Genomic DNA, 13,487 nt, shown 5'->3' on the forward strand with positions numbered 1-13,487 from the left:
TTGCCGTGATCAGGTTTGCGCTGTGGTGGGGGCTGCTGTTGAGCGGTGTGCCGGGCGCGTGGGCCCTGAGTGACGGTTCGACACCGTTGCTTTGGAACACCCCGGCTGACCAGGCGACCTGCAACCAGGCCGACTCTTCACTTTGGGTTGAGTTTGCCGGGGGCGATGAGTGCATTCGTTATTTTGCCGGGGCGGTGCTGAGCCATGCGCCAGTGGTGATCGTGATGTTTCATGGCGACCGCAACGTGGAAATGCACCGCTCTCCCGAGTCGATCCGTGGCAATAGCCTGGCCGCCAAGGTCACGCAGGCCAAGGCACTCAGCCGGCGCGCGGGCGTGCCGGTGGTGATTGTGGCGCGGCCTGGTACCTACGGGTCCAGCGGTAACCATGGGCAGCGGCGCCAGGCGCGCGAGTTTATTGCGCTGGATGGCGCGCTGAACGAACTGCGAAAACGCTACAGCATCGGGCAGTTTGTGTTGCTGGGGCACAGCGGCGGCGCCACGGTGGCGGCGGCATTGTTAACCTTGGGGCGTACCGATATGAAGTGTGTGGTGATGACTTCCGGGGCGTTCGCCCTGGTGCAGCGCGCGCAGATGTTGCGTCAAGGCAAAGGCCTGCCTTCGCGTCCGGGACGCGACACCAATGGGTTACTGCACCCTTATGATCCCCTCGAACACATCGCCGGCATTGCCGTCGCGCCTGCGCGGCAGTTGTTCGTGATTGGCAGCGTGGACGACCAGGTAACGCCATTCGTGTTGCAGGAACGTTTTTACCAGGCGCTGATTCGCGCCGGGCATCGTGCACAGTTGGTCAAGGCGCAGGGCGTGCCGGCGGTGTTTCACCAACTGCGCAATGAGATTGGCCTGAAGACGGCTGCGGGTTGCGCGGGCTAGCCCGCAGGCACCGCCTGTTCGGTTGTGTTCAGCCAATCACAGATCTGCGACAACCCGGTACCACCGGAGCTCTTGACCAGTACCCAATCCCCCGGCTGGAACCACTGATCGGGGTGATGTGCCAACGCCTGGCCGAATGCCTTGGCATTCTCGAACCACTGCACTGACAGCTCGTTGCGTAGCTCCCGGTACAGCTCAAGCATAAGCGGCCCGCAGAGCACCAAATGCCTGGGCGCCGCCGTGCGCAGCGAGTCAGCCAAGTCCAGGTGGTAGCGCTGGGCGTCGGGGCCCAGTTCCAGCATGTCGCCCAACACCAACACCCGGTGCCGTGAGGCCACGGGCAGGTCGGTCATCGAACGCAAGGCCGCGACCATCGAACCGGGGTTGGCGTTGTATGCATCGTTGATCAGTTGGAAATGCCCGCCGGTGCACTTGATCGAGCGGATATTGCCGCGACCTTCCACCGCTTTGAAACCGGTCAACACCTCCAGTGCGTGCTCGGCCTCAAGTCCCGCGGCGAACAGCGACGCGAGCACCCCCAGCGCGTTGAGCACCATGTGTCGGCCACGAGCACTCAGGCTGAAACTCAGCCGTTGCGTGCCACGTTGCGCGGTGACGCAGACCCGGTCGGCCTCGCTGCGCACGTCGAGCAGGCGTACGTCGGCATCGGCATGTTCGCCATAGCTGGTCACGTGCAAGCGCGCCATTTCGGCGGCATGGGCGAACACCTCGTAGTGCGGCATGTCACGGCACAGCACCGCGTGCCCGCCGGGTGCCATCGAGCGGAAGATCGCGCTCTTTTTACGCGCCAGGTTCTCAAGAGTGCCGTGGTATTCCAGGTGCGCCGGAGCCAGCCCGGTCACGATAGCAATGTGTGGGCGCACCAGCTCCGAGTTAATCGGCATGCGGCCCACGGCCATTTCGAGTACCCAGAATCTGGCGGGGCGGGGCATGCTCGCCAGGTTCCAGGCGATGCCATGGGGCAGGTTGGCGTTGGCCTCGGTGTGCCCCACTTCCCCCCAGTGTTTCAGCGCGTGGGCGAGCATGGCGACCACAGTTGTTTTGCCAAAGCTGCCGGTGACGCCGAACACCTGGCCGGCGAATTGCTGCCTGGCGTATCGACCCATTTGCAGCATGGCCTCGCTGGTGTCGGCAACCTGCAACACCGGCAGGCCACTGTTCAGATAGGGCGTCGGGTCTACACACAAGAAAGCCGAAGGGCGCCGCTCAGGGCTCGCCTGAGCCCAGCGCAGTGCCGACTGCTCTTCGTTGGGGCCGACTTTGCCGGGATGCCGATTGAGCATGCGCTGCGGTTTGAAAAACTGCATGGACGGCGTCAAACCCGACGTGTACCAGCCGGCCGGCGGCTGTTTTGCCCAAGTCCCGTGGGTCACACGGGCTAAGGTGTTGGCGTCCCAGGCCCAGTCGAGGGGGGCTGCATCCTGGGCCAGGCTCACCTGCGGCGCGCCGTTGAGCAGGTAGCGGTGGTAGGCAATCAGCCCCGAAAGGTAATGCTCCACGTCGTCGATGCGCACCCTGAACGCGTGGTGACGGATAAAAAACGAACCGACAATGCGCGCAGGGTTGGCGAAGTACATCGCCATCTCCGGCCAGAAATACCCGTTGAGCAGATAGCGCGCACGATGATGCAGGGCTCGGTAAAACGCGTGCAGATCGATCGCGGTGAGCAGATGGCGCAAATCGGATTGTTGGGCGATGCGTTCAAGCATCTGTTGCGCGGCCATCATTAATTCCAGCAGGGTCGGAAAAGTGGTGATTCGCTGCTGCACGAACCCCAGGTAACCCGCAACGTTATTCAGGCCGAAGCGGAAATACTTCTCGTCAGGTCGGTAGCGCGTCAGTTCGTTTACGCAGTAGCTGAGCCAGTGATCGTGCTCGCGCCAGTGCTCTTTTTCGATGAAGTAGTCGAAGGCTTTTTCCACCACGGTCAACCAGCGTTCATCGCGGGTCAGGCCGTAGAGGCGGATCAGCCCGAACGCGGCTTCGCCGTCGTAGTAGATAATCCGGAACGCCTCTTTTACAGCGAGGTCGCGGCCATGCAAGACATGCACGAAAGCGCCGGTGGTCGCGTCCTGCATCCAGGCCATGCCATTGGCCAGGGCTTCCAGCACGGGTAGATAGTGGCGGGTACCGGTGACTTCGCTGTACTTGACCAGAGCCAGCAGGCACACGGCATTGCCGCCCAGTTTAATCTCGTCACCGGTGTCCAGCAGATACGCGGCTACGCTGGCGTCGGGCAGCACGTAGGATTTGATCAGCTCCTGGGTGAGGCAGGCCAGCGAGCGGTCGATGGCGGACTTAAGCGCTTCATCGCCGGTCAGTGCCCAGGCCTCGATCATCGAGTAGGTGGTACTGGCGTGGCGCAACGTGTTGTAGTTTTTTATCGCCCGGTCGAAGCACGGGAAGTAGCCGTAGACGAACTGTCCGCTGTCCTGCACCTGCGCGCCCAGGTAGTTTGCGGCGCTGGTGATGCTCGCCCTTACCATGCCGGGCTCCAGCGCTGCCAACGTGCGCCAGCCAGTTTCTGCCGGGCCCTGGTTCAGCAAGTGGGGTACGCCGTCTTCTGCACAAAAAACGCCCAGCGTGTCGAACATGAACACCGGTGTTTCAGGTTTCAGCGTGGCGATCAGGTCGGCGGTATTGAGCCCTGTAAAACGACGCCTGGCATACACCGTAAAATTTCCGGCATTGAAGGTCGCGTGATTGATAGCGTTGCCGCCATACAGAATCGCGTTGGCATTCAGTTCCTGCTCGGTGATCGCAATTTGCAGCGTCGCATCGAAGGCAATACCGTGCCGGAAGTAATTACGCTTGTGGCGCTTGAAGCGCGCATTGAGTTGGGCCCAGGTGATAGGGCTTACGTTAATTGCGTATTCGACGCGTATCCATGAACGTTCGGCGATGTTGTCCGACTTCGCACAGTTTCGTTCGTAGCTGTCCTGCACTTGTTGTACGCCGGTTTGCCAGGCGGTTTCGAAGTTATCTGCCGTTACATGAAAAACATGTGCGCGCCGTGTAGTGTCGCTCAGAGAGAAAAACAAGGTACAGGGTGCAGTGTCTGATGATATAGCAGGCCCATTAATTTCCTTGCTCAAATGAGCATAACAAGCAAGCAGTTGCTGTTTCACAGACATAGTTCATCACCAGTCATTAACTTGGACAGGAGGGGGGCATGCAGTTCCGCGAATAAACTGCACGCCGAACGATAGATAAGGAGGAAGTTGTGCCGTGTTTTTATAAAGGCAAATCAGCCGAGCTTATATATCAGGAATAGAGTGATGAATCCTCTTTCGCCGGTTCCAGGACGGAAGGAGGGATTTGGCTCTCGTACTGCTGGAGATGGTCGCGAATGAGCTTGCGAATGACCTGAGAAATAGTAAGGTCAACTTCCTCAGACAATGACTCAAGACGCTGCTTGGTCGGATGGTCGATGAGAATGGTCAGACGCGTTGTTTTTTCAGGCATTTTCTTGATCCTTTTACAAAAGCGCGGTCTCGACTGCCGCGTGCAGTAAGTGCTGGAAGACGTATAGGTTCCTTAGAACAAACCAATGGGGTGATCAATTGATTCATTGGAAGTCTAATTCAAATCGATGCGCGTTTTCCATCACTGTGCGGAGAAGGTTGCGATAATGTGAAGTTCTGCACCTTCTTCGCGGCTCTTATTATCATAGGGTTATAATGCTATGAACATCAGATATAGCCGGTTTTCAAGAAAGCTATCTCAAACTGTAGGGGGTGTCAAAAGCCAATATTATCTATAACTAAAGTAGTGGTTGTACTGTTTGGTGAGTTTGATTATGTATTTTCACGCATTACGTCATGACGGCTTTTCAAAAACTTGGCGCTCACAACATTCTGTCACAAAATACCAATTGATTGTTTTGGAATGCAAGGGTTTGTTATTCGCAAATAATAGGGGATGTAATTGGAAGGGGGGTAGGAAGAAGCGGCTTGTAAATCAGAGGGGAGGCTGGTCGTGGTTCAGGCAAAAGGGGCCAGGGACCCCTTTCCGGGCAGAGTGATCAGGCAAACACAAAATACTTACGCACCGTCTCGACCACTTCCCACGTCCCCTTCATCCCCGGCTCCACCACAAAGATATCCCCAGCCCGCAAATGGATCGGCTCCAGGCCATCCGGGGTGATCACGCAGTAGCCTTCCTGGAAGTGGCAGTATTCCCACTTCACATACTCCACCCGCCATTTGCCCGGGGTGCAGATCCAGGTGCCCATGATCTTGCTGCCGTCTTCGCTGGTGTAGGCGTTGAGGTTGACGGTGTGTGGGTCGCCTTCGAGTTTTTCCCATTTGCAGGCGTCCAGCACCGGCAGTGGGTGGGTGTCGCGCAGTACGGTGATTGGCTTGGACATGATGATTCCGAGGCAGAGGAAGGGAAGTCCGAACCCTATCGCCTTGGGCCGCCCGCCAATGGTCTGAACTCGACATCGGGATGCCAGGAAGCGCAGTCATTTGCACATCCGTGAGTCACCGCTAACCCCTGTGGGAGCCGGGCTTGCCCGCGATGGCGGAGTGTCAGGCGATGGAAGGGGAAGCTGTGCCGGCCTCATCGCGGGCAAGCCCGGCTCCCACAGGGAATATTTGTTGTTTGAAGGAATGAGCCAGTACGAAATATCTGTGCGCCAATCAGCCATTTCCTCGCAGTAAGTGCGAAAGATTTCCCGCTTTGCGCTGGAATTCGCAAGAATATTTACAGCTGGCCCTCGTATCATTCACCCCAGTAACGACCGAGAGCCTTGAAATGAATCCAATAAAAACGTGGTGGGACATCAGCCCGCCCTTGAGTACCGCGACCCCGACCTGGCCGGGTGATACGCCGTTTCAGGAAGAGCGGGTCTGGCAGTTCGGCCCCGAGTGCCCGGTGAATGTCGGGCGCATCACCCTGTCGCCCCACACCGGCGCCCATGTGGACGCGCCGTTGCACTACAGCGCTGACGGTGCGCCGATCGGCGAAGTGTCCCTGGAGGTGTACATGGGCCCGTGCCGGGTGCTGCACTGCCTGGGCAGCGGCGCGCTGGTGCAACCGCATCAGTTGGAAGGCCGCCTGGATAACCTGCCGGAGCGGGTGCTGTTGCGCACTTATCAACAGGCACCGCTGGAGGCCTGGGATTCGAATTTTACCGCCGTCGCCCCGCAAACCGTCGAACTGCTGGCCAGCCTCGGTGTGCGCCTGATCGGTATCGACACGCCGTCCCTCGACCCGCAACAGTCCAAGACCATGGACTCCCACAACGCCGTCGCCCGGCATGGCATGGCGATTCTCGAAGGCATCGTCCTCGACGACGTGCCGGAGGGCGATTACGAGTTGATCGCGTTGCCGCTGCGGTTTGCCAACCTCGATGCCAGCCCGGTACGAGCCATTCTCCGCCCGCTCAAGGAGCCCCCGCGATGAGCCAGTGTCCTTTCTCCCCCGATTACCAGCCGCCGGAAGAATGGCATAACGCCGAGCTGAATTTTTCCGAGTCCATGAGCTATGGCGACTACCTGGACCTGGGCAAAGTGCTCAGCGCCCAACACCCGTTGTCGCCGGACCACAACGAGATGCTGTTCATCATCCAGCACCAGACCTCGGAGCTGTGGATGAAGCTGATGCTCCACGAACTCAAGGCTGCCCGCGAACACGTGCGGCTGGGTGAGTTGCCGCCGGCGTTCAAGATGCTGGCGCGGGTGTCGCGGATCTTTGACCAACTGGTGCACGCCTGGGCGGTGCTGGCGACCATGACGCCGTCGGAGTACAAGTCGATTCGTCCGTACCTGGGCCAGTCGTCGGGCTTCCAGTCGTTCCAGTACCGGGAAATCGAATTCATCCTCGGTAACAAAAGCGCGGCGCTGTTGCGGCCTCACGCCCATCGCCCGGAGTTATTGAACGAGTTGAAAGTGGCGATTGCCACGCCGTCGCTGTACGACGAGGCGGTCAACCTGATGGCCAAGGCCGGACTGGCGATCGACCCGCAGCGCGCTGAACGCGACCCCACGGCGCCGACGGTTCACGATGACTCTGTGGAGGCGGCGTGGCGCGAGGTTTATCGCGACCCGAGCCGGTATTGGGACCTGTACCAACTGGCCGAAAAGTTTATCGACCTGGAAGATTCCTTCCGTCAGTGGCGCTTCCGCCATGTCACTACCGTGGAGCGGATTATCGGCTTCCAGCCGGGCACCGGCGGCACCGAAGGCGTGGGTTACCTGCGCAAGATGCTCGACACCGTGCTGTTCCCCGAGCTGTGGCGAGTGCGTTCCACGCTGTAATCAAGGCCCAGCAAAAAGCCCCGGCACTCATCGAGTGCCGGGGCTTTTTTACAGCTCAAATACGCCACCTGTAGGAGCCGGCTTGCCGGCGATAGCGGCCTTGAGGTTAGCGCAAGGCTACGGTCCTCATCGCCGGCAAGCCGGCTCCTACAAGGGTTAGCGTGCGGCGGCCAAGGCTTTACCCTTGCTCAACCGCAACCGGTACGCCACATAGATAATCCCGACCCAAACCGGAATCGCATACACCGACGCCCGCACACCCGGAATCGCCAGCATCACGCAGATGATCATCAGCATGAACGCCAGGCACAGGTAGTTGCTGAACGGGAACCAGAAGGTCTTGAACGACGGCACCACGCCTTGCTCGCCCATGGCCTTGCGGAACTTGATATGGGTCAGGCTGATCAGCGCCCAGTTGATCATCAGCGAAGCAACCACCAGCGCGAACAACAGCTCCAGCGCGTCATGCGGCGCGACGTAGTTGATCACCACGCACAACAGCGTCACCAGGGCCGAAATGCCCAGGGCACGCAACGGCACGCCTTGCTTGTTCAACTTCATCAGCGCTTTGGGCGCATCGCCTTGCTCGGCCAGGCCGAACAGCATGCGGCTGTTGCAGTACACGCCGCTGTTGTACACCGACAGCGCCGCGGTCAATACCACGAAGTTGAGGATGTGGGCGGCGGTGTCGTTACCGATCAAGGAAAAGATCTGCACAAACGGGCTGCCGCTGTAGGCATCGCCCGACGCGCCGAGGGTTTGCAGCAGTTGGTCCCATGGGTACAGCGACAGCAGCACGGTGAGGGCGCCGACGTAGAAAATCAGGATCCGGTACACCACCTGGTTGATCGCCTTCGGGATCACCTTGCGTGGCTCGCTGGCTTCGGCGGCGGTAATGCCCACCAGCTCCAGGCCGCCGAACGAGAACATGATGAACGCCATGGACATCAACAGTCCCATGCCGCCATTGGGGAAGAACCCGCCGTGGCTCCACAGGTTGCTCACCGAGGCTTGCGGGCCGCCGGTGCCGCTGAACAGCAGGTAGCAGCCGAGCACGATCATGCCGACAATCGCCACCACCTTGATGATCGCAAACCAGAACTCGGTCTCACCGAAGAACTTCACGTTGAGGGTGTTGATCAGGTTGACCAGCACAAAGAACACCACCGCGCTGACCCAGGTCGGAATCTCCGGCCACCAGAACTGGATGTACTTGCCCACCGCCGTCAGCTCGGCCATGCCCACCAGTACGTAGAGTACCCAGTAGTTCCAGCCGGCGAGGAAGCCTGCGTAACCGCCCCAGTATTTGTGGGCGAAGTGGCTGAAGGAGCCTGCCACCGGTTCCTCGACGATCATCTCGCCCAGCTGGCGCATGATCAGGAACGCGATGAAACCGGCTACCGCATAGCCCAGGATCATCGAGGGGCCAGCCGACTTGAGCACGCCCGCCGAGCCGAGGAACAGCCCGGTCCCGATCGCCCCTCCCAAGGCAATCAGCTGAATATGCCGGTTCTTCAGGCCACGCTTGAGGCCCACCGGGTTAACCATGTCATCCGCCATTAACATTCCCTTCTACTTGTTTTTTTCAGGGTTGATCGCACACCGAACCAGCCCCTCATACCGCTGAGGGGTCAGATATTACTCTCGGTAAACTTTTCGTAATACAGCTGAACGTCATCAAGTGCCTGATCCAGCAGCCATTGTTTGATGGATTCGACCATCGGGGGCGGCCCGCACACGTACATATCTGCCGATTGATCCCGCAATTCGGCCAGGTCGAAATGTTCAGTGAGGTAGCCGCGTTTGCCGGGCCAGTCGGAGGGCGGGTCGCTGAGGACTTCGGTGTAGCGAAACCCCGGGATTTTTTCGGCGTAGGCTTTTATGCGTGCGGCCTCACATAAATCTGCCGCACCGCGTACGCCGTAATACAGGTGCACCGGCTGCTGGCAACCGTTGGCGGCCAGCTCATCGAGCATGCCCAGCAGCGCCGACAATCCGGTGCCGCCGGCCACCAGCACCAGCGCTTGGGTGACGTGCCGCAGGTAGAAAGCGCCCAGTGGCGCTTCCAGCAGCAGCTCATCGCCGACCTGGCAGCGTTCGCGGATGTAGTTGCTCATGACGCCATCGGGCAGCAGGCGGATCAGGAACTGCAACCGGTTGCCCGGGCGGTTGGCGAAGGAGTAGGAGCGCCAACTGTCGGTGCCGGGAATCGACAGGCGGGCATATTGACCCGGCAAAAAGTCCAATGAGTTCTCAAGCAGCAGGTGCAGGATCGCCGTGCTGGCCGAGACCTGCTGCACCTGGCTCACGGTGCTGCGGATCTGCACCGGCCCCGGCGCGTTGCACAGGCTGGAATCAAAGTCGAAATAAAACGCCGCGTCGGATTGAACCCGGGTCTGGCAACTGAGCATTTTGCGTTGTTGCAGGTCGAGGCTGGAGAGGGCTTCCTCGTCCACGTAGTCCTGAGTGAACTCGCCCGACTCGCACCGGCCCTGGCAAGTGCCGCACACGCCTTCGCGGCAGTCGAGCGGGATCTTGATGCCGTTGCGCAACGCCGCGTCCAGCAGGATCTCATTGGCGCCTACCGGGAAAAACAGGGTCTTGCCGTCGGCAAAACTGAAGGCCACTTTGTGATTCATTCGCAGAGCTCCGCGAGTTTGATTGTTATGCCTGACGAGCAAGCTTTTGTGGTGAGGGGGCTTGTCCCCCGTTGGGCTGCGAAGCGGCCCCAAATCCAGGTACAGCGATCCATCTGTCAGACCGCGTTTACCTTATTGGGGCTGCTGCGCAGCCCAACGGGGGACAAGCCCCCTCGCCACAGGATCGCGCTCGCCACAAAAGCGCGTTGTCACAGGTGATAGAAATCCAGCACCGAATTGATGGTGTCGTTGAGCAACAACGCATGCTTGCGGGTGATCAACCAACTGTCGCCATCGGGCTTGAGGCTGTAAGTGGCGCTGCCGTAGAACTGCTCCGACATCGCCAGCCGATAGAACAGCGTGTGCCAGTTCAGCTTCACTTCCAGCAGCCCGTCTGCCTGCTCGGCAATCCGCACGTTATTGATCAAATGCAGGGTTCTCGGCATCGGCGTGGCCGACGCCGCCTTGCCGGTGCGCAGGCGAAACACCCGATCCTCCAGCCCCGACCGATTGGCGTAGTAGATCAGCGACATCTCGCGCTTGGGGTCGCGGGTGTAGACGTGTTCCGAATCCCACTGCGGCAGGTGGAACTCACTCTGCGGGTCAAACAGCTGCACATAGGCGTCCCAATCCTGGGCGTCGCACAGCTCGGATTTACGGTAAAAAAACTGCTCGATCCGGTACTGCAATTGCGCATTCATCATTCCACCTCCCGCAGTTTCAGGGCTTGGGCATCAAGCCCGTCCAGCAGGAATTTCTGCCAGTTGCGATGCTGGTTGACGTACAACCCTTCGTGGGTGAATTCGGTGCCGGTCATTGCCGGCTGGATACCGATGGCTTCGCTGTTGGGCGTCGGCCCGGTTTCCCAGCGATGGCTGCCGCGGGAGATATCGCTCCAGCGCTCCAGGCGGCCCTGGAAGCCGCGCTGGGCTTCGCGAAATTCCACCAGGTCATCCGGCGTGCCCATGCCCGAGACGTTGAAGAAATCCTCGAACTGGCGAATGCGGTTTTCACGGTCGGCGTCAGACTCGCCCTTCACCCCCAGGCACTGGCTGATGATCTCGGTCTTGTTCCAGGCGATAGGGCGGATGATCCGCAACTGCGAGCTGATCTGGTCGAGAAAGAACAGGCTTGGGTAGATGTTCAGGTTGCGCAGGCGGTGCATCATCCACTCGGCTTTTTGCTGGCCGTGTTCTTCGACCAGGCGCGGCATAATGGTGGCGTAGCCCGAACGCACGGTGGGGTTGGGCATGTCGCTGAACAACAGGCTGTGGCCATTGTTGAAGGCGAACCAGCCGTCGTCGGTGTTGGCATCACCGGCGCCGAGCTTGCTGTAGTCCAGGGTCGTGCCGGAACCTGTGCCGTTCTCGGTGTTGACCTGCTGGCGGTGCTGCACCGTGGCCACGTAGTTGTAGTGCACGGTGCTGACGTGATAACCGTCCAGGCCGTTTTCGTTTTGCAGTTTCCAGTTGCCGTCGTAGGTGTAGGCGGATTTGCCCGGCAGTACTTCCAGCTCACCGGTGGCCGACTGGGCGACCATCATGTCGAAGAACACTTTGGCGTCGCCCAGGAAGTCTTCCAGGCGGTTAGTGCCGTTCACGTCCAGGCTGATGAACACGAAGCCCTTGTAGCTCTCGATCCGCGCCTTTTTCAGGCCGCGAGTGGCCTTGTCGAAGCCTTCCGGGTATTCCCCCGGCGCCTTGACCTTCACCAGCCGGCCGTCGCTCTTGTAGCACCAGGCGTGGAACGGGCAGGTGAAGGTGGACTGGTTGCCCTTGCCGACCCGTGTCAGGGTGGTGCCGCGATGCTGGCAGGCGTTGATCAGTGCGTTGAGCTGGCCTTCGCCGTCGCGGGTGATGATCATCGGCTGGCGCCCGGCACGCATCGTCACGAAGTCATGCTTGTTGGCCAATTCGCTTTCGTGACAGGCGTAGATCCAGTTCTTTTCGAAGATCAGCTCCATCTCCAGATCAAACAGTTCCGGCTCGGTGAACATGTCCCGGGCGATGCGGAACACCTCATCCACCGGACGAAAGTCCAGGCAGCCTTCGATAAAACTTTTCCACTGCTCGACGCTTCTTGCACCACTCATGGGAGGCACCTTTTGGATAATGGCTAAACGGGTAGGCCATTAAGAGGCTGCGGCGGGGCGGCGGGCTATCCGGTTAATGGGGGAAGGTGGGCCACTTAGTTGGGCACGAAATACCCACTGCGGTGCAGGGCGGTGGCGGAATGCGCTACTGTCTTGCAAGGTGATTGTCGGAAAAGTCTGTGGGTTATCCACTTAGTCGACGGTTGCTATCCACCCAGTGGCATTGCTGCCGGCGTGGCGTAAAACTTGCTCTGGATTCAACCAGGACGCGCCGTCAGAGCGCGCCGGCCACAATTGCCGTGGGTGCCCCGTGATGAGTAACAACACACGCGATATACGTATCGAGCGCTTCGACCTTGAAGGCGCCTGCAGCTGGATGTCCGGCATTTGCGGGCCGCACCGGCTGCAAACCGCGACGCCGGAGCGCATCCGTTTTCACCACAGTGCCAATGTGTTCAAGTCCCGCGCCACGACGCTGGGGATTATCGAATACGGCACCGACGTCACTATCGATATCGAAGACGCTGAGCACTTCAGCAGCTACAGCCTGACCCTGCCTCTGGTGGGCGAGCAGGAGTTGAGCAAGAACGGCGTACGCCTCAGTTCCAATCGCGACCAGGGCGTGATCATCTCGCCCAACGAGCATCAGGTACTGGAGATCTCGGGTGACTGCCGCAAGCTGCAAGTGGTGATCACCCGCGCGGCCATGAGCGAATCCCTGGAAGGCTTGCTGCAGCGACCGATTGAAGCGCCGCTGCGCTTTGAGTCGGCGATGGACGCGGTGGACGGCGCCTCTGCGTCGTGGTGGCGCATGGCGCGGTATTTCATCGCCGAGCTGGAACGCAGCAGCGAGCTGTATGACCAGGTGGCGTTTACCCGGGACCTGGAAAGCTCGCTGATCAAGGGCCTGATCCTGGCCCAGCCAAACAACTATTCCGAAGAACTGCGGGACGTACTGGGGGTGAAGCTGCCGCACTATCTGATTCGGGCCCGGCAGTACATCCACGACAACGCCCGGGAAGCGGTGCACCTGGAGGACTTGGAGGCGGCGGCCGGCGTGTCGCGGTTCAAGCTGTTCGATGCCTTCCGCAAATACTTTGCTTTGTCGCCCATGGCCTATCTGAAGAAATACCGCCTGGGTGCCGTGCGCCAGCAAATCCTCGAACACGGCTCCACCCGCACCATCTCCGAGATCGCCCTGGGCTGGGGCTTTACCCACCTGGGGCGATTCTCGGCCGAGTACCGCAAGCTATTCGATGAGTCCCCCAGCCAGACCCTTCAGCGCAACGATGCCCGGCGCATGCGTGGCTGAACACATTACTCAAAAACAACGGAGATCCCCTGTAGGAGCTGGCTTGCCTGCGATAGCGGTGGATCAGCTTGCATTTTCTTTTCTGCATCACCGCTATCGCAGGCAAGCCAGCTCCCACAGGGGATTTGTGGTGGTTGTGAGATCTCAGATCAATTCTTCGACCAATTGCAGGCAATGATTAAGCCCCGGCGACTGGTCATTGATCCGCCGGCTGAGAATGATCGGCGAAGTGGCGGTGGCTTCCACCACCGGCGTGTAGCCGATGTC

11 protein-coding genes and 1 pseudogene are annotated in these 13,487 nt (G+C 59.8%); 4 read left to right on the plus strand and 8 right to left on the minus strand.

Features of this window, described 5'->3' with window-relative positions:
• Positions 1–5 precede the first annotated feature (5 nt).
• Entirely contained in the window at positions 6–893 is an 888-nt protein-coding gene (locus MUM_RS0122120; protein ID WP_010174177.1) for an alpha/beta hydrolase family protein, read from the plus strand.
• On the opposite strand, the gene MUM_RS0122125 is transcribed toward MUM_RS0122120, so the two are convergent.
• The 3 genes from MUM_RS0122125 to MUM_RS0122135 form a co-directional block, all read right to left on the minus strand.
• A complete protein-coding gene (locus tag MUM_RS0122125) occupies positions 890–3,859 on the minus strand; it encodes a UDP-N-acetylmuramoyl-tripeptide--D-alanyl-D-alanine ligase (RefSeq protein WP_010174178.1) in 2,970 nt (989 codons plus the stop codon). The genes MUM_RS0122120 and MUM_RS0122125 overlap by 4 nt on opposite strands.
• Positions 3,860–4,178: 319 nt before the next feature.
• Positions 4,179–4,379: a hypothetical protein gene (locus tag MUM_RS0122130; protein WP_010174179.1), complete on the minus strand. Its 201-nt coding sequence runs from the start codon at positions 4,377–4,379 to the stop codon at positions 4,179–4,181.
• A 559-nt stretch (positions 4,380–4,938) separates the two neighbouring features.
• On the minus strand, positions 4,939–5,283 hold the full coding sequence (locus MUM_RS0122135; RefSeq protein WP_003212331.1) for a cupin domain-containing protein: 345 nt from the start codon (positions 5,281–5,283) through the stop codon (positions 4,939–4,941).
• A 389-nt stretch (positions 5,284–5,672) separates the two neighbouring features.
• On the opposite strand from MUM_RS0122135, the gene kynB reads away from it, so the two are divergent.
• Together kynB and kynA are read left to right on the plus strand one after the other, a co-directional pair.
• Positions 5,673–6,323: an arylformamidase gene (gene kynB / locus MUM_RS0122140; RefSeq protein WP_029616050.1), complete on the plus strand. Its 651-nt coding sequence runs from the start codon at positions 5,673–5,675 to the stop codon at positions 6,321–6,323.
• Positions 6,320–7,177, plus strand: a complete 858-nt coding sequence (gene kynA / locus MUM_RS0122145; protein WP_010174181.1) for a tryptophan 2,3-dioxygenase — start codon at positions 6,320–6,322, stop codon at positions 7,175–7,177. The genes kynB and kynA overlap by 4 nt, the downstream gene beginning before the upstream one ends.
• Before the next feature lie 156 nt (positions 7,178–7,333).
• Here the strand turns inward: kynA and MUM_RS0122150 are convergent, their stop codons facing one another.
• The 4 genes from MUM_RS0122150 to antA form a co-directional block, all read right to left on the minus strand.
• Entirely contained in the window at positions 7,334–8,737 is a 1,404-nt protein-coding gene (locus tag MUM_RS0122150) for an amino acid permease (RefSeq protein WP_010174183.1), read from the minus strand.
• A gap of 71 nt (positions 8,738–8,808) precedes the next feature.
• The gene (gene antC, locus MUM_RS0122155; protein WP_010174185.1) at positions 8,809–9,816 is read right to left on the minus strand and encodes an anthranilate 1,2-dioxygenase electron transfer component AntC; all 1,008 of its coding nucleotides are present in this window, start codon (positions 9,814–9,816) and stop codon (positions 8,809–8,811) included.
• 209 nt (positions 9,817–10,025) lie between these two features.
• On the minus strand, positions 10,026–10,517 hold the full coding sequence (gene antB / locus MUM_RS0122160; RefSeq protein ID WP_010174188.1) for an anthranilate 1,2-dioxygenase small subunit: 492 nt from the start codon (positions 10,515–10,517) through the stop codon (positions 10,026–10,028).
• Positions 10,517–11,908 (minus strand): anthranilate 1,2-dioxygenase large subunit, encoded by a 1,392-nt coding sequence (antA, locus tag MUM_RS0122165; RefSeq protein ID WP_010174190.1) that lies wholly within the window; start codon positions 11,906–11,908, stop codon positions 10,517–10,519. The genes antB and antA overlap by 1 nt, the downstream gene beginning before the upstream one ends.
• A gap of 313 nt (positions 11,909–12,221) precedes the next feature.
• Between antA and MUM_RS0122170 the strand changes: the two genes are divergently transcribed.
• Positions 12,222–13,220 carry an AraC family transcriptional regulator gene (locus MUM_RS0122170; RefSeq protein WP_010174192.1) on the plus strand — a complete coding sequence of 333 codons (999 nt, stop codon included), beginning with the start codon at positions 12,222–12,224 and terminating at the stop codon, positions 13,218–13,220.
• A 144-nt stretch (positions 13,221–13,364) separates the two neighbouring features.
• Here MUM_RS0122170 and MUM_RS1000000134285 read toward each other — a convergent pair.
• Positions 13,365–13,487 (minus strand): annotated as a pseudogene (locus tag MUM_RS1000000134285) (LysR family transcriptional regulator); the annotation flags it as partial.

It is taken from the genome of Pseudomonas sp. PAMC 25886, assembly GCF_000242655.1.
Classification (GTDB): domain Bacteria; phylum Pseudomonadota; class Gammaproteobacteria; order Pseudomonadales; family Pseudomonadaceae; genus Aquipseudomonas.

Bases quoted from the DNA above. Each gene is read 5' to 3' on its own strand.
- MUM_RS0122130 (WP_010174179.1), bottom strand. From the start codon at position 4,379: ATGCCTGAAAAAACAACGCGTCTGACCATTCTCATCGACCATCCGACC.
- MUM_RS0122135 (WP_003212331.1), bottom strand. From the start codon at position 5,283: ATGTCCAAGCCAATCACCGTACTGCGCGACACCCACCCACTGCCGGTG.
- kynB (WP_029616050.1), top strand. From the start codon at position 5,673: ATGAATCCAATAAAAACGTGGTGGGACATCAGCCCGCCCTTGAGTACC.
- kynA (WP_010174181.1), top strand. From the start codon at position 6,320: ATGAGCCAGTGTCCTTTCTCCCCCGATTACCAGCCGCCGGAAGAATGG.
- MUM_RS0122150 (WP_010174183.1), bottom strand. From the start codon at position 8,737: ATGGCGGATGACATGGTTAACCCGGTGGGCCTCAAGCGTGGCCTGAAG.
- antC (WP_010174185.1), bottom strand. From the start codon at position 9,816: ATGAATCACAAAGTGGCCTTCAGTTTTGCCGACGGCAAGACCCTGTTT.
- antB (WP_010174188.1), bottom strand. From the start codon at position 10,517: ATGAATGCGCAATTGCAGTACCGGATCGAGCAGTTTTTTTACCGTAAA.
- antA (WP_010174190.1), bottom strand. From the start codon at position 11,908: ATGAGTGGTGCAAGAAGCGTCGAGCAGTGGAAAAGTTTTATCGAAGGC.
- MUM_RS0122170 (WP_010174192.1), top strand. From the start codon at position 12,222: ATGAGTAACAACACACGCGATATACGTATCGAGCGCTTCGACCTTGAA.